Raw genomic sequence first — 19,209 nt, 5'->3', positions numbered from 1 at the left:
CTTGATTGAGCCGTGAGGGCGTGGTTCAGTTCACGTACCGCGAAGGAGCCACGCATGCTTGACGGGAAGGTAGTGCTCATCACCGGCGGCGCCAGGGGCATGGGGGCCGCCACGGCCCGCCGCTGCGTCGCGGCGGGGGCGAGTGTCGTGATCACCGATGTTCTGGTGGAGGACGGCGTCGCCACCGCAAAAGACCTCGAATCACGATTTATCCCGCACGATGTGACAAATCAGGATCAGTGGGCTGAGGTGATCCAGGAGGTCCTGGACGAGTACGGCCGGCTCGACGGGCTGGTCAACAACGCGGGGATCGCGCCCTCGGCGCCCCTGGAGCAGTACTCGCTCGACGACTTCGAGCGGGTGCTCAAGGTCAATCTCGTCGGTGTGTTCCTCGGGCTCAAGTCGGTGGTGGCGCCGATGCGCGCGTCCGGTGGCGGCTCGATCGTGAACCTGTCGTCGGCGGCCGGTTTGACGGCGCTCCCCGGCACGGGCGGGTACGGCGCGTCCAAGTGGGGTGTCCGCGGCCTCACCAAGATCGCCGCGATCGAGTACGGCCCCCACCGGATCAGGGTCAACTCCGTGCATCCCGGGATGATCGTCACCGCGATGACGCTTCCGCACGGCGCGGTCTCGGGCGAGGGCAGGTTCCCGCTGGTCGCGGCCGGGCGGTGCGGTGAGCCCGAGGAGGTGGCGGAGGCGATCGCGTTCCTGCTGTCCGACGCCGCGTCCTACATCACGGGCGCCGAGCTGGCGGTGGACGGCGGCTGGACGGCGGGAGAGACCGTGCTGCTCTCCCGTACGGACGGTGAGTGAGCACATGGCCGTTGACGATCTCACCAGGGCGGTCATCGACGCGATGACGGCGGTCTTCCCCAACGTGGGCACCGAGGTGACGGACCCCGTCGAGGCCCGGCGGATCCTGGCCGACATGCCCCCGCTGGAGGCCGAGCCGTACAAGGTGGGCCGGGTGGAGAACCGGATGGCGGGGGACCTCCCCGTGCGCGTCTACTGGCCGCCGGGGGAGCAGGCGGCGCGGCCGGTGGTGGTGTACTTCCACGGCGGCGGGTTCACGCTCTGCACGCTGGACACGCATGACCCCATCTGCCGCCTGATCTGCGCGGACGCCGACGTGATCGTGGTGTCCGTCGACTACCGGCTGGCCCCGGAGCACCCGTATCCGGCCGCCGTCGAGGACGCCTACGCCGCGACCCGCTGGGTGCACGAGCACGCCCGCGAGCTGGGCGCGGATCCCGATCGGCTCGTGGTCGCCGGCGACAGCGCGGGCGGGAACCTGGCGACCGTCACGTGCCTGAAGGCCAGGGACGAGGGTGGGCCGCCGATCGCGCTGCAGGTGCTGATCTATCCCGTCACCGACGCCGCCCAGGACGCGCCCTCGTACGCGGAGAACGCGGACGGATATTTCCTGACCACGGCGCACATGCGGTGGTACTGGGACTGCTACCAGCCCGACCCCGCGCGCCGAGCCGAGCCGTACAGCTCGCCGATCAACGCGGACGTGCGTGGGCTGCCGCCCGCCTTGGTGATCACGGCGGAGCACGATCCGCTGCGTGACGAGGGAGAGGCGTACGCCGAGCGGCTGCGCGCGGCCGGGGTGGACACGCGGAGCGTGCGTTATGCCGGGATGTTCCACGGGTTCTTCGGGCTGGGCTCGCTGCTGCCCGCCGCCAAGGAGGCCGGGGCGAAGGTCTGCGCGACCATCCATGAGCAGGTGGGGTGAAGGATGCCGTACGCGGATATAGGGCAAAATATCCGACTCTTCTATACCGATGACGGCACAGGTGGCGGCCCGCCGCTGCTGCTCGTGCACGGCTGGGGCGCCGACTCCCATCAGTGGTCGTGGCACATCGACGCGCTCGCCGCCAAGCACCGGGTGATCGCGGTGGATCTGCGCGGCCACGGCTACTCGTCCGTGCCCGACGAGGGCAACACGCCCCGCCAGATGGCCGACGACCTCGCCGCGCTGATGGACACGCTCGCCGTCCCCGAAGTGATCGCGATCGGCCACTCCATGGGCGGCCAGGTCGTCTCCATCCTGGCCGTCGAACATCCGGACAAGGTGCGCAAGCTGGTCGCGGTCGATCCCGGTTACGGCATGTCGGCGGAGCTCGCGCGCGGGTTCCCGGAGACGATCGCCGCGCTGCGCGGCCCGCACGCGCACGCCGCCGCCGTACAGCTCGACCAGTGGTGCACCAACTCCGCCACCCCGGCCGTCATCAGGCGCTGGCACCAGCGCAGGCTGTACGGCATGGCGCCGCACGTGCTGGTCCAGGCGTTCGAGGCCATGTTCACGCTGCCCGGCGCGATCGGGGTGCGGCCGGCGAGCGACGACTACATGGCCCGCAGGGAGTGCCCGGTGCTGTCGATCTGGAGCGATCCGGAACGCGCGGCCTGGGAGTCGGGGCTCTGCAAGCATCCGGCGTCGAAGGTGGTGTGCTGGGAGGGCTCCAGCCACCGGCTGCACGAGGAGCGTCCCGGTGAGTTCCTGGTCGTCCTGCGCCGATGGCTACGGGCTTCCTGACCCGTTTCTGGCCCGGCGGGCGGCGCGGTAGCGGCGTACCTTCCTGATCGTCCACCAGGCGAGCAGGGCCATCAGCAGCAGTACGACGACGACCAGCACGGGCACGAACACCGCGACCAGGCTCATACCGAGCGACCCGACGTCCTCCACCGTGCTCGCGACGGGCGCGCCCACGCCGCCCGTCCCCACGTTGATCAGGGGACGGGCCGTCGCCTTCAGCGCGTGTACGGCCAGCGCCACCAGGATGCCCAGCACCCAGCCCACCCACGGGTGCTCGGTCATCCAGGTCGAGTGGTCGAGCTCGGCGGCCGCGTTCGTGGCGCTGAACACCACGCCGCCGGCCGCCGGTCGTACCGCCGTCTGGATGGCGTCGTTCACGCTGTCGACGGCCGGGACCTTGTCGAGCACCATCTCCGCGACCAGCAGCACCGCGATCACGGCGAGCACGCCCCAGTTGGACAGCCACGAGTAGCCGTCGGGCAGCTTCACCCTGTCGGTGACGTTCGCCAGCACGCCCACCACGAGGAGCGGAATGTAGGCGTTCAGCCCGGCGGCGGTGGACAGGCCAAGTCCTGTCAATGCGGCGAACATGTCTCTAGTCTGCCCGGGTCGCCTCGTCCATGAGCGAGGCCAGCCCGGATCCGGTGAACTCGGCGACCGCCCGCTCGTACTTCTCCATGCCCCACGACCAGAAGTCGAAGTCGATGCTCTGGTTGGCGCCGTCCTGGATCGAGGCCCACAGCGTCCAGCCGTACTTGGACATGAGCCCGAGCAGCCGCGCCCGCGCGATCTTGTGGCGCAGGCGGCGGCCGTAGTAGGCCGTGACCAGCTCTTCCAGCAGGTCCAGGGACAGGTCCGACTCGCTCCAGATGTTGCCGAGCTCGAAGCACGGGTCGTTGTTGCCGGCGTACTCGTAGTCGATCAGCCAGAGCCGCTCGCCGTCGTCGATGATGTTGCCGGGCAGCAGGTCGTTGTGACACGGCACCCGCCCCACATCCCGAATATCAAGACATTTCCGGATCCGCTCAACATCGGGCATGAAATCGAGATATTTCGCCGGAAGTCGGTAGCCGCGGATCTGGACGATCTCCAGATATCCCCGCTGCACCTCGAACATGTCGAAGTCCCGCGCGAACCGAGGCCCCGCGTGCAGCCGCCCGCACACCTCGGCCAGCCGCCGCAGGTTCGCCGGATCGCGCAGATCGGCCTCCGTGAACGTCCGGCCCGGCAGGAAACCCACGATCAGCACTCCGAGCTCCGGCAGATAGTCGTGCACCGGCGCCCCCACCCCGATCCCCGCGGCGGCCAGCGAGCAGGAGTATTCGACGTCCCGGTCGATCGCCAGCAGCGATCCCTCGCTGGCCGACACCCGCACCACGTAGGAACCGCCGGGAACGGTCACCTTGTAGTTGTGGTTGGTCAGCCCGCCGGGCAGCTCCTCGACGGAACGCGGCGCGCCGGACAGCAGCGGGATGCGATCGAAGATCTCGGTCATGGTCAATGCTAGCGCCGCCACCCCCTAAACGGTCTAGACCTTTTAGTGTAGCCTCGCCCGCATGAGCGACTCGGCCCGCATCGTGATCATCGGCGGCGGCGTGGGCGGCGCCTCCGTCGCCTACCACCTGACCCAGCTCGGCGAACGCGACGTCGTCCTCCTGGACCGCGACGAGCTGACCAGCGGCTCCACGTTCCACTCCGCCGGGCTCGTCGGCCAGTTGCGCGCCGACCCCACGCTGACCAGGATGAACCAGTACTCGGTCGAGCTCTATCGCACGCTCGACGCCGGCTGGACGGAGTGCGGCGGCATCAAGCTGGCCTCCACCGACGAGCGGATGGCCGAGATCCGCCGCCAGATCGGCTGGGCGCGCACGTTCGGCCTGCCGCTGGAGGAGATCTCCGTCGCCGAGGCGGCCGAGCTGTTCCCGCTGATGGACCCCTCAGGCGTCGTCGGCGCGGCGTACCTGCCGACCGACGGGCAGATCGACCCCTCCGCGCTCTGTTACGCGCTGGCCGCCAAGGCGCGCGAGGGCGGCGCCCGCGTCAGGACCAGGACCCGCGTGCTCGGCATCGACACCGAACGCGGCCGGGTCACGCGGGTGCGCACCGACCAGGGCGACATCGACTGCGAGGTGGTCGTCAACTGCGGCGGCATGTTCGCCGCCGAGATCGGCCGGATGGCCGGGGTGCGGATCCCGATCGTGCCGATGTCGCACCAGTACGTGGTCACCGACGCCTTCCACGAGCACACCGGGCTGCCGACGCTGCGCGACCCCGACCTGCTCGTCTACTACCGGCAGGAGGTGCAGGGCCTGGTCATGGGCGGCTACGAGCGCACCTGCGCCCCCTGGACGGCGAACGAGACCTCCTACGACGCCATCCCGGCCGACTTCAACGCCCGCCTGTTGGCCGAAGACTGGGACCGATTTACCGAAATTTCGGAGAATTCGCGGATCCGCGTCCCGGCCATGGCCGACGTCGGCATCCGCAAGATGATCAACGGCCCGGAGGCGTTCACCCCCGACAACGAGTTCTGCCTCGGCGAGACCGAGGTCGGCGGGTTCTTCGTGGCGGCCGGCTTCTGCGCGCACGGCATCGCGGGCGCCGGCGGCATCGGCAAGGTGATGGCCGAATGGATCGTCGAGGGCGAGCCCGCCATGGACGTCTGGCACATGGACATCCGCCGATTCGGCCGCCAGTACCGCTCCCCCTCCTACACCCTGGCCCGCGCGATCGAGAACTACGAGACCTACTACGACATCCGCTACCCCGGCCACGAGCGTTCGGCGGGCCGCCCGCTCAAGGTCTCCCCGGCCTACGGCTGGCACGCCGCGCACGGCGCCGAGTTCGGCGAGAAGGCGGGCTGGGAGCGGGTCAACTTCTACCGCTCGAACGAGCCGGACGGCACCGACGAGCGGCCCCGGGGCTGGGCCGGACGGCTGTGGTCGCCCGCGATCGGGGTGGAGCACCGGGCCGTGCGAGAGACGGCGGGCCTGTTCGACGAGACCTCGTTCGCCAAGATCGAGGTCTCCGGGCCGGACGCCGCCGAGCTGCTCGAATGGGTCTGCGACAACCGCGTCGCCCGCCGGGTCGGCGCGGTGACGTACACGCAGGCGCTCAACCGGCGCGGCGGCATCGAGTGCGACTTCACCGTCACCAGGCGGGCCGAGGACGAGTTCCTCATCGTGACCGGCACCGCGTTCGGCTCGCACGACCTGGGCTGGCTGCGCAAGCAGGCCGCGCTCAGGGACGCCGACGCGCGGATCGCCGACGTGACCGGCCAGTACGCCTGCTTCGCCCTGTGGGGGCCGCGCGCCCGCGACATCCTCGGGACGCTCACAGCCGACCCGCTCGACTTCCCGTTCATGTCCTCGCGTGAGCTCACCGTGGGCGACGTGCCGGTGCTGGCGCTACGGGTGACGTACGTGGGCGAGCTGGGCTGGGAGCTGTACTGCTCCAGCGAGTACGGCCTGGCGCTCTGGCAGACGCTGTGGCGGGCCGGGCGGCCCTACGAGCTGCGGGCCGGAGGCTACAGGGCCATCGAGAGCCTGCGCCTGGAGAAGGGCTACCGGGTCTGGGGCGCCGACGTCGGGCCGGAGACCACGCCGTACGAGGCGGGCCTGGGCTTCTGCGTCAAGCTCGACAAGGACTTCCTCGGCAAGGACGCGCTCGACCCCGCACCCGAGCGCGGGCTGCGCTGCCTGACGCTGGAGCCGGGGGCGATCGCGCTCGGCAACGAGCCGGTGCGCCTGGACGGCCAGGTCGTGGCCCGGATCACCTCGGGCGGCCACGGCTACACGGTCGGATCGCCGATCGCCTACGCCTACCTGCCCGTGGGACCGGGCGCCAAGGTCGAGGTCGAGGTGGAGGGCGTATGGGTGACCGGGAGCGTGGTCAAGGATCCGCTCTATGACCCGGCGGGGGAGCGGGTGCGCTGAGGCCGCTGCGGACCGAGATGCGCACCCGGTCGGAGCGGAACAGGTCACGGGCGAACTCCACCGGCTCGCCGGCCGCCGCGTAGGCGGTGCGCTCGATCAGCATGAGCGGGGTGCCCGGCGCCACGCCCAGCTCGGCGGCCTCGTCGGACCTGGCGATGACCGGGTCGAGATGTTCGACGGCCGTGCGCGGCTCCAGGTCGTAGCGATCGGCGAGCAGCGCGTAGAGCGATCCGCCGAGATCCTCCTCCAGGAAGCCGGGCAGCGCGGGGAAGAAGGAGCGTTCGAGCGCCACCGGCGACTGGCCGGCCGAGCGCACCCTGACGACCTCGTGCACCGGCTCGCCCACGGCGGTCCGCAGCGCGGCGGCGACGGAATGGGGCGCCGGGACGGTCGCGGCGAGCAGCACCTTGGCCTCGGCCTGAAGGTGGGCGCGTCGCATCTGCTCGGTGAACCCCGCCAGCCCCGTCAGATCGCACTCGACGCGCGGGTCGGCGACGAACGCGCCGCCGGCTCTGCCCGGCACCCTGACCAGGACGCCGTCGTGCTCCAGCGTCGCCAGCGCCTGCCTGAGCGTCATCCGGCTCACGCCCAGGCGCGCCGACAGCTCCCGCTCGCCCGGCAGCCGGTCGCCGGGCTCCATCTCGCCGCTGCCGATGGACTCCAGCAGCCACCGCTCGATCTGCACGTGCGCGGGGACACCGGTGCCACGCTCGACCTCGGGTGTCCCGACCACACGCGCATCGTAGCCGGTCACTGCGACAATCTGGACAGCCGATCCACCGCGTCGGCGAACTCGCTCACCATCTCGTAGACCACCTCGCGAGCGGGCTTGACCTGGTCGAGCTGGCCGACGACCTGCCCGACGAAGTAGTTGGCCAGCTCCACGGCCCCCGGCTCGCCACGCTCGGCGGCCAGGCCGATGCGGGCCATCGCGGCCTCGGCCACCAGCAGTTGCAGCGGCATCGCGAGCGGGCCGGGGCTCTCCTGCCCCGAGTCCCACTCCTCGGTCCAGGCCGACTTGAGCTGCCTGGCCGGCTTGCCGGTGCGCGACCTGGACCTGACCGTGTCGAGCGAGGAGGCGGCCAGCAGCTTCCGCTTCACCGCGGGCGCCGTCTCCGCCTCCTCGGTGGTCAGCCAGACCGACCCGCACCACACGCCTTCGGCGCCGAGCGCCATCGCCGCCGCCATCTGCCGTCCCGAGGCGATGCCGCCCGCCGCCAGCACCGGCACCGGCGCGACCGCGTCCACGACCTGCGGCACCAGCACCATGGTGGCGATCTCGCCGGTGTGCCCGCCCGCCTCGGTGCCCTGCGCCACGATCAGGTCCGCGCCCGCCGCCACCTGCCGGTGGGCGTGCTCGACGGTGCCGACCAGCGCGGCCACCGGCACACCCGCCTGCCTGGCCTTGGCCACCATCTCCGGCGGCGGCGGCCCGAGCGCGCTGGCGATCAGGCCGATCGGATGCTTGAGCGCCACGTCGATCAGCCCGGTCGCGCCCGCCGCCGTCACCCGCCGGCCGAACTCGTCCGCCGAGGCGGCCACCGGTTGCGGCGGCGCGTTCACGCCGTACTTGGACAGCAGGTGCGTGACGAAGTCGCGGTGCCGTTCCGGGATGAAGTCGGTCAGATGGGCGTCACGATCGAGCGCCGACGCGTCGATCTTGCCGGGCACCAGCACGTCCACCCCGTACGGACGGCCGTCCACCCGTTCGTCGATCCAGGTGAGCTCGGTGTCGAGCTGCTCGGGCGTGTAGGCGATCGCGCCCAGGACGCCGAAGCCGCCCGCGTTCGTGACCGCGGCCACCACGTCACGGCAGTGGCTGAAGGCGAACAACGGGAACTCGACGCCGAGACGTTCGCAAAGAGCGGTCCGCATGGACCGACGCTAACCGTCAGAAGGTTGTTCGGTCCAGGTGTCCTGATCCACCATCCACGAGAGCGGGATCACGAGGAGATGGCCTGCCGGTCGACATGCCCGGCGTGTGCCAGCCGAGCGCGGGATCGTAGCTGCGCACCAGCTTGGCGGGCACCCCCGCGACCACGCTGTGATCGGGGAACTCCCCGCGCACGACCGCGCCGCCCGCCACCACGCACTGGCGGCCGATCCTGGTGCCGGGCAGGATGATCGCGCCCGCGCCGAGCCAGGAGCCTGCGCCGATCGATACCGGACTGTTGCGTGGCCACTGCCTGCCGATCGGCGTCTCCGGGTCGTCGTAGACGTGGTTCTGGTCGGTGATGTAGACGTACGGGCCGGTGAAGACGTGCTCGCCGATGTCGATCGACTGGTGGGCCACGATGTGCGAACCCCGGCCGATCGAGCAGCCGCCGCCGATCCGCAGGATCGAGTCCGGGCCCAGGTCCACGCCGGGACCCATGCCGCAGGAGAGCGACACGCGCTCGCCGATCAGCGTGTGGTCGCCGATCTCGATCCACTGCTCGCCGAAGATCGCGCCCGGCGGGAAGGCGATGCTGACTCCGTCGCCCAAATGCCGGAATCGGGTGCCGCCCGGACTGGCGGGAGTGATCGCCCCTGCCGCGCGGATCGCCCTGTAGGCACGGTGAATCAGCGCGCCCGTTGCCCGCCGTACTAGTGACATAGGGCCCAAAGTTACCGCTAGGTCATGCCGTTCGGGCATGTCGGGGGCGTTGTTTGATATCCTGAGAGCCCGTGGACGCTTCGACCACAACTCGACCCACGGGAGCCCCTTTGCGCAGCGCATCGCAAACCAAGCATCTGTTCGTAACTGGCGGTGTCGCCTCAAGTCTCGGCAAGGGGCTCACCGCCTCCAGCCTGGGCCGTCTGCTCAAGGGACGCGGTCTCCGGGTCACCATGCAGAAGCTCGACCCCTACCTCAACGTGGACCCCGGGACGATGAACCCGTTCCAGCACGGCGAGGTCTTCGTCACCGACGACGGCTCCGAGACCGACCTCGACGTCGGCCACTACGAGCGGTTCCTCGACACCGATCTGCACGGTTCGGCGAACGTCACCACCGGCCAGGTCTACTCCAACGTCATCGCCAAGGAGCGGCGCGGCGAATACCTGGGCGACACGGTCCAGGTCATCCCGCACATCACCAACGAGATCAAGGACCGCATCCGGGGCATGGCGAGTCCTGAGGTCGACGTGGTCATCACCGAGGTGGGTGGCACGGTCGGCGACATCGAGTCGCTGCCGTTCCTGGAGGCCGTACGCCAGATCAGGCACGAGGTCGGACGCGACAACGTCTTCTTCCTGCACGTGTCGCTGCTGCCGTACATCGGCCCCTCCGGAGAGCTGAAGACCAAGCCGACGCAGCACAGCGTGGCCGCGCTGCGCAGCATCGGCATCCAGCCCGACGCGATCGTGCTCCGCTCCGACCGGCCCGTGCAGACGGCGATCAAGCGGAAGATCAGCCTGATGTGCGACGTCGACGAGGACGCCGTCGTCTCGGCCGTGGACGCCGCCTCGATCTACGACATCCCCAAGGTGCTCCACTCCGAGGGGCTCGACGCGTACGTGGTGCGGCGGCTCGGCCTGCCGTTCCGCGACGTGGACTGGAAGGAGTGGGAGGAGCTCCTGCGCCGGGTGCACCGGCCGGCCAAGGAGGTCACCATCGCGCTGGTCGGCAAGTACATCGACCTGCCCGACGCCTACCTGTCCGTCACCGAGGCGCTGCGGGCGGGCGGGTTCGCCAACGACGCCCGCGTCAACATCCGCTGGGTCAAGAGCGACGACTGCGAGACGCCCGAGGGCGCCGAGCGCGAGCTCGACGGCGTCGACGGCGTGCTGATCCCCGGCGGGTTCGGGGTGCGCGGCATCGAGGGCAAGATCGGCGCGATCCGCCACGCCCGGGAGGGCAAGATCCCGCTCCTCGGCATCTGCCTCGGCATGCAGGGCATGGTCATCGAGGCCGCGCGCAACCTGGCGGGACTCCAAGGGGCCAACTCCACCGAGTTCGACCCCGACGCCAAGGACCCGGTCATCTCCACGATGGCCGACCAGGAGGACGTCGTCGCCGGCGAACGCGACATGGGCGGCACCATGCGCCTGGGCAGCTACACTGCCAAGCTCGGCGAGGGCACCCTGGCCAGGCAGCTGTACGGCGGCAAGGCCAAGGTCGCCGAACGTCACCGTCACAGGTACGAGGTCGGCAACTCCTACCGCGAGCGGCTGGAGAAGGTCGGCATGGTGTTCTCCGGGCTGTCGCCCGACGGCCGCCTGGTCGAATACACCGAGCTGCCCGTCGAGGCCCACCCGTTCTTCATCGGCACCCAGGCCCACCCCGAGTTCCGCTCCCGGCCGACGCGGGCCAACCCGATGTTCAAGGGCCTGATCACCGCCGCGCTCGCCTACGCCGACAGCCGTGTGACCTCGAAGGTGGCCAAGTGAGGGTGGAAGACACGCCCGAGGCGTGGGACGTCGTCGAATCCAAGGATCGGTTCGAGGGCCGGGTGGTCCACGTGGTCACCGACACCGTCCGCATGCCGAAAGACACGGTCGCCGATCGCGACTACGTCGTGCATCCCGGGTCGGTCGCCGTCCTCGCGCTCGATGAGCAGGACCGGGTCCTGCTCATCCGCCAGTACCGCCACCCGACCCGTCAGTTGCTCTGGGAGCTGCCCGCCGGACTGCGCGACGTCGAGGGCGAACCGCTGGTCACCGGCGCCGCGCGGGAGCTGGCCGAGGAGGCCGGATACCGCGCCGAGACCTGGCGCACGCTGGTCGACCTCTACACCTCGCCCGGCATGTCCAACGAGCGGATCCGGGTGTTCCTGGCCCGCGGCCTGTCGAAGATCCCCGACGACGAGAACGGCTTCGTTCACGAACACGAGGAGATCGACATGCCGATCGAGTGGGTGCCCTTGACCGACGCGGTCGAAAGGGCGCTCATGGGAATGATCCACAATTCCCCGACCGTGGCCGGTATCCTCGCCGCATATGCGGCTTCGGTCGAGGGTTTCGCCCTGTTGCGCCCTGCCGACGCCAAGGAGGCATGACGGAAGGACCACTTCGTGGAGGCGGTGCTCTCCAGCTACCTCGCCCACCTGACGGTGGAGCGGGGCCTGGCTGCCAACACGCTGGCCTCCTACCGCCGTGACCTGCGCCGCTACGTCGAGCACCTGCGGTCACGCGGGCGAGTGACGCTCGGCGAGGTGGGCGAGGCCGACGTCCTCGACTTCCTCGCCGCACTGCGTCAGGGCGACTGCGACCACCCCGCCCTCGTGGCCAGTTCGGCCGCGCGGGCGGTGTCGGCCGTCCGCGGCCTGCACCGCTTCGCGCTGCGCGAGGGCGTCACGGCCCACGACCCGGCGCACCAGGTACGCCCGCCGCGGCAGCTCCGCAGGCTGCCCAAGGCGGTCACCGTCGACGAGGTCGAGCGGCTCATCGCCGCCTCCGGCCCCGACGGCGCGCCCCTGACCCTGCGCAACCGGGCCCTGCTGGAGGTCCTGTACGGCACGGGCGCCCGCATCTCCGAAGCCGTCGGCCTGGCCGTGGACGACCTGGAGGCCGAGCAGGTACGGCTGCGCGGCAAGGGCAGCCGTACGCGTGTCGTGCCCCTGGGCCGCTACGCCCGCTCCGCGCTCGACGCCTACCTCGTCAGGGCCCGGCCCGGCCTCGTGGCCCATGGCCGGGGCACCCCCGCCGCCTTCCTCAACGCCAGGGGCGGGCGGCTCACCCGGCAGGGCGCCTGGGAAGTGCTCCAGGCCGCCGCCGAACGAGCCGGACTCGCCGGGATATCTCCTCACGTTCTCCGGCATTCCTTCGCAACCCACCTCCTTGACGGTGGAGCCGACGTTAGGGTGGTCCAGGAGTTGCTCGGCCACGCCTCGGTGACGACCACGCAGGTCTACACCCTGGTCACGGTCGACAAACTCCGCGAGGTATACGCCGCTGCGCATCCCCGTGCCCGGCAGTGATCTATAGTCTTTTGCGACGTGCGGCACTTCGGCGTGCCGCCTTGCCGCGTTTAGTGGTGACGCCATAGTGTCCGTCCGGACGGTCCGGTTCGGGATCGTCAGGGAGGTTCGAGCTGGTGACTGTGAAGACCAACGGTTCGACCCCGGGGACCCCCGACAACCCCTGGGGTGACACGAAGACCAACACGCCTTCCGTAGGCGTGAATCTGGGTCCGACCCGGCGTCCCCGCCCGGTGTTCCCCGAACCCGTCGCGCCCGAGATCCACGGGCCCGCGCGGGTGGTCGCGATGGTCAACCAGAAGGGTGGGGTCGGCAAGACCACCACCACCATCAACCTGGGCGCCGCGCTCGTCGAATACGGCCTCAAGGTGCTCCTCGTCGACTTCGACCCGCAGGGCGCGCTGTCCGTCGGCCTCGGCATCAACCCGCTCCAGCTCGACCTCACGGTCTACAACCTGCTGATGGAGCGCAACGTCACCGCCGAGGACGTGCTGCTGGAGACCGGCGTCGATGGCCTCGACCTGCTGCCCAGCAACATCGACCTGTCCGCCGCCGAGGTCCAGCTCGTCACCGAGGTCGCCCGCGAACAGGTGCTCGGCCGCGTGATCAAGCCGCTGCTGCCGCACTACGACGTCTGCCTGATCGACTGCCAGCCGTCGCTCGGCCTGCTCACGATCAACGCGCTGACCTGCGCGCAGGGCGTCATGGTGCCGCTGGAGTGCGAGTTCTTCGCGCTGCGCGGCGTGGCCCTGCTCATGGACACCATCACCAAGGTGCAGGAGCGCCTCAACGAGAACCTCGAGATCGAGGGCCTGCTCGCCACCATGTACGACGCCCGCACCCTGCACGGCCGCGAGGTGCTCGCCCGCGTCGTCGAGGCGTTCGGCGACAAGGTGTTCCACACCGTGATCAACCGCACCGTGCGCTTCCCCGACGCCACGGTCGCCGGCGAGCCGATCACCACGTTCGACCCGTCGTCCCTCGGCGCCAACGCTTACCGTGAGCTGGCCAGAGAGGTGCTGTCCCGTTGGCCGGCGCCTGCCACAATGGCCAGGTGACGGAGGAGGCAGAGCCACAAGGGTTCAGGGTTCACCTGGACGTCTTCGAGGGGCCCTTCGACCTGCTCCTCGGCCTGATCTCCAAGCACAAGCTCGACATCACCGAGATTTCGCTCTCCAAGGTCACCGACGAGTTCATCGCCTACATCCGGGCCCGCGGCCCCGAGTGGGACCTCGACCTGACCAGCCACTTCCTGCTGGTCGCGGCCACGCTCCTGGATCTCAAGGCCGCCCGCCTGCTGCCGTCGGGCGAGGTCGAGGACGAAGAGGACCTGGCCCTGCTGGAGGCCCGCGACCTGCTGTTCGCCAGGCTCCTGCAGTACAAGGCGTACAAGGAGGTGACGAAGATCTTCTCCGGCCGCATGGCCGAAGAGGCGCTGCGCTTCCCCCGTACCGCGCCCATGGAGCCGCAGTTCGCCAACCTGCTTCCGCAGCTCATCCTCGGCATCAGCCCGGACGACCTCGCCCGGATCGCCGCCCGCGCCTTCGTCCCCAAGCTGCCGCCCACGGTCAGCGTCGGGCACATCTACCAACCGCTGGCCAGCGTGCGGGAGCAAGCCGCTATCCTGGTGGCGCACCTGCGGCGGATGCGGCGGGCCACCTTCCGGGCCCTGGTGGCCGACTGTGACGGCACCATCGAGGTCATCGCCCGCTTCCTGGCTGTGCTGGAGCTCTTCCGGGAGTCCGCGGTCACCTTCGAGCAGGTCGAGGCCCTGGGCGACCTGCACGTGACCTGGACCGGCTCGGACGATGGGGACGTCGCGGTGGGGGACGACTACGAGGAGAGCGCGGAGAAGACGGCTGATGACTGACCGCTTGGACGACAACCCGCCGCCCGAATCCGCCCCACTGCCCGCCTGGATGACCCTCCCAGGCTCCCTCGCCACCCAGAACACCTCAGACACGCCCGCCGAAGATGAGTCGGAGGGTGTGGCGTCTGAGTCGGACGATGGTTTGCCGGATGTGTCGCCTGAGCCGGATGTGGCGGACGATCTGGGGGACCTGGTGCCTGAGCCCGATGCGGCCGACGGTCCGCGGGACCTGGCGCCTGAGTCGGGTGTGGCCGACGGTCTCCATGACGCGGAGCCGGATACGGCCGACGGCCTCGTGTCTCCCGCTGGGGGCGCGGCTGCCCGTCCGGAGGGCGCGTCTTCCGAGCGGCCCATCGCGGGCGGGTCTCCCGAGCCGGGCGCGCTTCCCGAGCCGGGCGAGGCGTCTTTCCTCGGTCGGTCTGCGGCGGGCTCTCCTGGCGCCGGTGCGGCGGGTGGTGGTACGGCGGAGCGCGGCGCAACACGCGCGTCCGAGCAGCCCAACTCTGGCGTGCCCGATGAACCCGTCGAAAGCGGTCCCACGCTTGGGGCGGCGCTTGAAGCCATCCTTTTGGTCGTGGACGAACCCGTCCCCGAAGTGACCCTGGCGCAGGTGCTCGAACGGCCCACCCATGAGGTGACCGCCACACTTCGAGCCCTGGCTGCGGAATACACCCAAGCCGGACGGGGTTTCGATCTCAGGGAAGTCGCAGGCGGTTGGCGGTTCTACACGCGAGCCGACTGTGCCACGCTGGTCGAGCGGTTCGTACGCGACGGCCAGCAGACCCGGCTCACCCAGGCCGCGCTGGAAACACTCGCGGTCGTGGCCTACCGGCAACCGGTGAGCCGTGCACGTGTCGCCGCGGTCCGCGGCGTCAACAGCGACGGCGTCATGCGGACGCTCGTCGCGAGGGGGCTGGTCGAAGAGGCCGGCACCGACCCGGAGAGCCAAGCGATGCTCTACCGGACAAGCTCATACTTCCTTGAACGCCTGGGACTGAAGGACATCGGCGAACTCCCCGAGCTCGCCCCCTTCCTCCCCGACGACGTGGAAAACCTCGAGGAGAATACAAAGTGATCAACAGGCGCAGCACCCCGTCCGGTGATGGACGCGGTCGTGGACGCACCGGCGGCGCGAGCCGTAGCGGCCGTCCCGCCTTCCGTTCGGATGACTCGCGCGGCGGTCCCCGCCGTGAGGGGGTCCGTGGCGGTTCCCACCGAGACGATTCCCGCGGCGGACCGCGCCGCGACGACAGTGACCGCGGCGGCAGCCGCGACTCCGGAAGCGAGCTGGGTTCCGGCCGCGACTCGCTCCGGGCCGACCGTGGCGGTTCCCGCGCCCGGTACGGCAGGCCGGACTCCGGCGACACCCGCGACCGCTCCGGCTCCACGGGCGACCGGGGCGGCTACGACCGTACGTCCTCCCGCGACGACCGCACGCCTCGCGACGACCGTCCGTCCCGCGATGACCGTACGTCCCCCCGCGACGACGACCGTTCGGCGCCCAGAAGCGACCGCGGTGGCTACGGCACGCGGTCCCGAGACGACCGCGGCGGCTACACGCAGTCCCGCGGCGACCGAGGCGGATATGGCGCGCAGCCGCGCGGCGACCGTGGCTACGGCGCGTCGTCTCGCGGCGAGGGCGGCGGCTACGGCTCGTCCTCTGGCGGAGACCGTGGCGGATACCGCTCCGACCGCACCGGCTCCGGCCCCCGTGATCGCAGCGGTTCCGGCCCTCGCGACCGCACTGGCTCCGGTCCTCGTGACCGCAGCGGTTCCGGCCCTCGCGACCGCACTGGCTCCGGTCCTCGTGACCGCAGCGGTTCCGGTCCTCGTGACCGCGCTGGGTCCGGCCCCCGCGAGCGCGGCGCCCGTGACGGCTTCCGTCCCCAGCGCAGTGACGACCGCGGCGGTTTCCGTTCCGACCGCAGTGACGACCGCGGCGGCTTCCGCCCCGAGCGCACGGACGATCGTGGCGGTTTCCGCCCCGAGCGTCGTGACGACCGCGGTGGTTTCCGTTCCGACCGTGGCGGTTTCCAGTCGGACCGCCGTGACGACCGGGGCGGCTTCCGCTCCGCCCGCAGTGACGACAGGGGCGGTTCCGCCTCCCGGGAGCGCGGCGCCCGTGACGGCTTCCGTCCCCAGCGCCCCGACGACCGTGGCGGAGCCCAGACGGGTCGCCGTGACGGCTTCCGTACCAACCGCACTGACGACCGCGGCGGCCCCCGTCCCGAGCGGAGCGACGATCGTGGCGGTTTCCGTCCCGAGCGCAGTGACGATCGCGGCGGTTCCCGTCCCGGGCGCAGTGACGACCGTGGCGGCTTCCGGGCCGACCGTGGTGGCCGCAGGGAAGGTGGTCCCCGTAGCGAGCCCACGCGGACCGGCTACGGCCGCGGAGAGTCCACCCGAGCCCGTTTCGGACGGCGTGACGACGCCGGCTCGCGACGCGAGGACGGCCGTCCGAGCCGTACCCCGAGGCGCGACGACGTCCAGACCATCGGCGGCCGCACGTCCGGCAGGCGTGACGGGGCGGGCAGCGCCGCACCCCGCGACAGGTTCAAGACCGCTCGCCAGCCCATGCGGGATCGCAACTTCTTCCCCGACGGCTACACCGACGAGCGCGACACCACCGAGGTCCCCGGCGGCGTACGGCTGCAGAAGGTGCTCGCCCAGGCGGGCGTCGCCAGCCGCCGCGCCTGCGAGGAGATGATCGGTGCCGGTCGCGTCACCGTGAACGGGCAGGTCGTACGGAGGTTCGGGGCCAAGGTCGACCCCGCCGCGCAGGTCATCCACGTGGACGGCAAGCGCATCCCGACCGCCCCCGACCTGGTCTACTACGCCCTGAACAAGCCCATCGGCGTCGTGTCCACCATGGACGACCCGCAGGGCCGCCCGTGCCTGGCCGACTATGTGGAGGAGCTCGCGCCGCGGCTGTTCCACGTGGGCCGGCTCGACACCGAGACCGAGGGGCTGCTGCTGCTCACCAATGACGGCGAGCTGGCCAACCGGCTGACTCACCCGAGTTACGGGGTGCAGAAGAAGTACTGGGCGAAGGTTCCCGGGCCGATCCCGCGTGACCTGAGCCGCCGGCTCAAGCAGGGCATCGAGCTCGAAGACGGCCTCGCCAAGGCCGACTCCTTCGCGATCGTGCAGGAGCACGGCCAGCAGGCGCTGGTCGAGATCGTCCTGCACGAAGGCCGCAACCACGTCGTCCGGCGGATGCTGGAGGAGGCGGGTCATCGTGTCATCGACCTGGCCAGGATCGAGTTCGGGCCGGTCAAGCTGGGCCGTACCAAGGCAGGCACCGTCAGGGCGCTGTCCCTGCACGAGGTCGGCGAGCTTTACGCGGCCGTGAAGCTGTAACCTGGCGGGAACGCAGGAGCCCGTGCGAACCTCCGCACGGGCTTCACCGCTATAGAGGGGACGGATCACATGGTGCGGGCGATCCGCGGGGCGACGCAGGTGGACGCCAACGACCGTGGGGCGATCATCGAAGCGACCACGGAGCTGGTCAGCGAGCTGATGGAGCGCAACCGGCTGACCACCGACGATGTGATCAGCGTGCTGTTCACGGCGTCTCCCGATCTGACGGCCGAGTTCCCGGCGCTGGCGGCGCGGAAGCTGGGCTTCCACGACGTGCCGCTGATCTGCTGCACCGAGATCGACGTGCCGGGCGCGCTGCCCCGGGTGGTACGCCTGATGGCCCACGTCGAGACCGACCGGCCGCGTTCCGAGATCCAGCACGTCTACCTGCGCGGCGCCGTCGCGCTACGCCAGGACATCGCCCAGTAGGCGACCAGTTGAACGACTAGTTCCACCCGACCGAGCTTCTCCGACGCCCGATAAATCAGGACATTCACATGGCCTCCGAACTCCGCACCGTGCTGGTAGTCGGCACCGGTCTCATCGGCACCTCCATGGCGCTGGCCCTCCGCCAGCGCGGAGTACGCGTGCTGCTCGCCGACCACGACCAGGGAGCGGTACGGCTGGCCCGGGAGCTCGGCGCGGGCGAGGAATGGCACCCCGAAACCGGCACCCCGGCCGAGACGATCGATCTCGCGGTGATCGCGGTGCCGCCCGCGCACGTGGCCAGCGAGCTGCTGGCCCTCCAGCGCAACGGCACCGCCACGTTCTACACCGACGTGGCCAGCGTCAAGGTGGAGCCCATCGAGCGGGCCGGCCAGCTGGGCTGCGACCTGTCCACTTATGTCGCCTCCCACCCCCTGGCCGGACGTGAGAAGTCGGGCCCCGGAGCCGCCAGGGCCGACCTGTTCCTGGGGCGTCCGTGGGCGCTCTGTCCCACCCCCGACGCCACGCCGGAGGCCCGGGCGGCCGTACAACAGCTGGTGGAGCTGTGCGGCGGCAACCCCATCGAGGTGGACGCCGCCGAGCACGACCAGGCCGTGGCCGTCGTCTCGCACGCGCCGCACGTCGCCGCGTCCGCCGTCGCCGCCCGGCTGGCGGACGCGTCCGACATCGCGCTCGGCCTGGCCGGGCAGGGGATACGCGACGTCACCAGGATCGCGGGCAGCGACCCGGGCCTCTGGCTCGGCATCCTGTCGGGCAACGCGACCCCGGTGGCCGAGGTGCTGGAGGCCGTCTCCCGCGACCTGTCCGAGGCCGCGACGGCGCTCCGCGCGCTGGCCGACGGCGACGGCACCGCCACACAGGATCTCACCCAGTTGCTCAAGCGCGGCGTGGCCGGTCACGGCCGCATCCCCGGCAAGCACGGCGGCCCCGCGCCCGCGTACGTCGTGGTCCAGGTCATCGTCGGCGACCGCCCCGGCCAGCTGGCCAGGCTCTTCCAGATCTGCGACGAGGTCGGCGTGAACGTCGAGGACGTACGCCTGGAGCACGCTCCGGGCCTGCCCCTGGGCATCGCCGAGGTCTCCGTGCAGCCCGACGCGGCGGTCGTGCTCACCAAGGCCCTGCACGAACGCGGCTGGCAGGTCCCCTAAACCGGCCGAT

At 70.7% G+C, this 19,209-nt stretch carries 18 protein-coding genes; 13 read left to right on the top strand and 5 right to left on the bottom strand.

From position 1 onward, the window contains the following. The first annotated feature begins 54 nt into the window (after positions 1-54). From AB0F17_RS08050 to AB0F17_RS08040, 3 genes are read left to right on the top strand one after another with little or no spacing between them, the layout of a single operon-like run. Positions 55-813 (top strand): glucose 1-dehydrogenase, encoded by a 759-nt coding sequence (locus AB0F17_RS08050; RefSeq protein ID WP_358018121.1) that lies wholly within the window; start codon positions 55-57, stop codon positions 811-813. Positions 814-817: 4 nt separating this feature from the next. Next, a complete protein-coding gene (locus AB0F17_RS08045) occupies positions 818-1,738 on the top strand; it encodes an alpha/beta hydrolase (protein ID WP_358018118.1) in 921 nt (306 codons plus the stop codon). A 3-nt stretch (positions 1,739-1,741) separates the two neighbouring features. Beyond that, on the top strand, positions 1,742-2,539 hold the full coding sequence (locus AB0F17_RS08040) for an alpha/beta hydrolase (protein WP_358018116.1): 798 nt from the start codon (positions 1,742-1,744) through the stop codon (positions 2,537-2,539). On the opposite strand, the gene AB0F17_RS08035 is transcribed toward AB0F17_RS08040, so the two are convergent. Together AB0F17_RS08035 and AB0F17_RS08030 are read right to left on the bottom strand one after the other, a co-directional pair. Further along, positions 2,525-3,130, bottom strand: a complete 606-nt coding sequence (locus AB0F17_RS08035; protein ID WP_358018113.1) for a DUF4126 domain-containing protein — start codon at positions 3,128-3,130, stop codon at positions 2,525-2,527. The two genes, AB0F17_RS08040 and AB0F17_RS08035, sit on opposite strands and share 15 nt — an antisense overlap. A 4-nt stretch (positions 3,131-3,134) precedes the next feature. After that, the gene (locus AB0F17_RS08030) at positions 3,135-4,034 is read right to left on the bottom strand and encodes a choline kinase family protein (RefSeq protein WP_358018110.1); all 900 of its coding nucleotides are present in this window, start codon (positions 4,032-4,034) and stop codon (positions 3,135-3,137) included. A 61-nt stretch (positions 4,035-4,095) separates the two neighbouring features. On the opposite strand from AB0F17_RS08030, the gene AB0F17_RS08025 reads away from it, so the two are divergent. Further along, positions 4,096-6,474 (top strand): FAD-dependent oxidoreductase, encoded by a 2,379-nt coding sequence (locus AB0F17_RS08025; protein WP_358018107.1) that lies wholly within the window; start codon positions 4,096-4,098, stop codon positions 6,472-6,474. Here AB0F17_RS08025 and AB0F17_RS08020 read toward each other — a convergent pair. Genes AB0F17_RS08020 through AB0F17_RS08010 form a run of 3 tightly spaced genes read right to left on the bottom strand, consistent with a single transcriptional unit; the run spans position 6,431 to position 9,070 of the window. Then, a complete protein-coding gene (locus AB0F17_RS08020) occupies positions 6,431-7,207 on the bottom strand; it encodes a GntR family transcriptional regulator (protein ID WP_358018104.1) in 777 nt (258 codons plus the stop codon). The genes AB0F17_RS08025 and AB0F17_RS08020 overlap by 44 nt on opposite strands. Before the next feature lie 17 nt (positions 7,208-7,224). Beyond that, a complete protein-coding gene (locus AB0F17_RS08015) occupies positions 7,225-8,349 on the bottom strand; it encodes a nitronate monooxygenase family protein (RefSeq protein WP_358018101.1) in 1,125 nt (374 codons plus the stop codon). Positions 8,350-8,365: 16 nt separating this feature from the next. Then, on the bottom strand, positions 8,366-9,070 hold the full coding sequence (locus tag AB0F17_RS08010; RefSeq protein ID WP_358018098.1) for an acyltransferase: 705 nt from the start codon (positions 9,068-9,070) through the stop codon (positions 8,366-8,368). 110 nt (positions 9,071-9,180) lie between these two features. On the opposite strand from AB0F17_RS08010, the gene AB0F17_RS08005 reads away from it, so the two are divergent. From AB0F17_RS08005 to AB0F17_RS07965, 9 genes are all read left to right on the top strand, one after another. Further along, entirely contained in the window at positions 9,181-10,845 is a 1,665-nt protein-coding gene (locus AB0F17_RS08005) for a CTP synthase (RefSeq protein ID WP_358018095.1), read from the top strand. Further along, positions 10,842-11,453, top strand: coding sequence for an NUDIX hydrolase (locus tag AB0F17_RS08000; RefSeq protein WP_358018092.1), 612 nt, complete (start codon positions 10,842-10,844; stop codon positions 11,451-11,453). Before AB0F17_RS08005 ends, AB0F17_RS08000 begins: the two co-directional genes overlap by 4 nt. Before the next feature lie 15 nt (positions 11,454-11,468). Next, positions 11,469-12,374 carry a site-specific tyrosine recombinase XerD gene (locus AB0F17_RS07995; RefSeq protein WP_358018089.1) on the top strand — a complete coding sequence of 302 codons (906 nt, stop codon included), beginning with the start codon at positions 11,469-11,471 and terminating at the stop codon, positions 12,372-12,374. A 206-nt stretch (positions 12,375-12,580) separates the two neighbouring features. Beyond that, positions 12,581-13,432, top strand: a complete 852-nt coding sequence (locus tag AB0F17_RS07990) for an AAA family ATPase (RefSeq protein ID WP_358019287.1) — start codon at positions 12,581-12,583, stop codon at positions 13,430-13,432. Then, positions 13,429-14,244: a segregation/condensation protein A gene (locus AB0F17_RS07985; protein WP_358018086.1), complete on the top strand. Its 816-nt coding sequence runs from the start codon at positions 13,429-13,431 to the stop codon at positions 14,242-14,244. Before AB0F17_RS07990 ends, AB0F17_RS07985 begins: the two co-directional genes overlap by 4 nt. Before the next feature lie 508 nt (positions 14,245-14,752). Beyond that, a complete protein-coding gene (gene scpB, locus AB0F17_RS07980) occupies positions 14,753-15,319 on the top strand; it encodes an SMC-Scp complex subunit ScpB (protein ID WP_358019284.1) in 567 nt (188 codons plus the stop codon). Next, positions 15,316-17,604, top strand: coding sequence for a pseudouridine synthase (locus AB0F17_RS07975; RefSeq protein WP_358018083.1), 2,289 nt, complete (start codon positions 15,316-15,318; stop codon positions 17,602-17,604). Before scpB ends, AB0F17_RS07975 begins: the two co-directional genes overlap by 4 nt. Positions 17,605-17,673: 69 nt before the next feature. Beyond that, positions 17,674-18,033 carry a chorismate mutase gene (gene aroH / locus AB0F17_RS07970; protein WP_214637545.1) on the top strand — a complete coding sequence of 120 codons (360 nt, stop codon included), beginning with the start codon at positions 17,674-17,676 and terminating at the stop codon, positions 18,031-18,033. Between the two features lie 68 nt (positions 18,034-18,101). Then, positions 18,102-19,199: a prephenate dehydrogenase gene (locus tag AB0F17_RS07965; RefSeq protein ID WP_358018079.1), complete on the top strand. Its 1,098-nt coding sequence runs from the start codon at positions 18,102-18,104 to the stop codon at positions 19,197-19,199. Positions 19,200-19,209: the final 10 nt, after the last annotated feature.

Origin of the sequence: Nonomuraea sp. NPDC026600, from assembly GCF_040638335.1 — a bacterium.
Classification (GTDB): Bacteria; Actinomycetota; Actinomycetes; order Streptosporangiales; family Streptosporangiaceae; genus Nonomuraea.
Note: the sequence above shows the minus strand (reverse complement) of the source record. Positions and strands in the feature narration are given on the sequence as shown.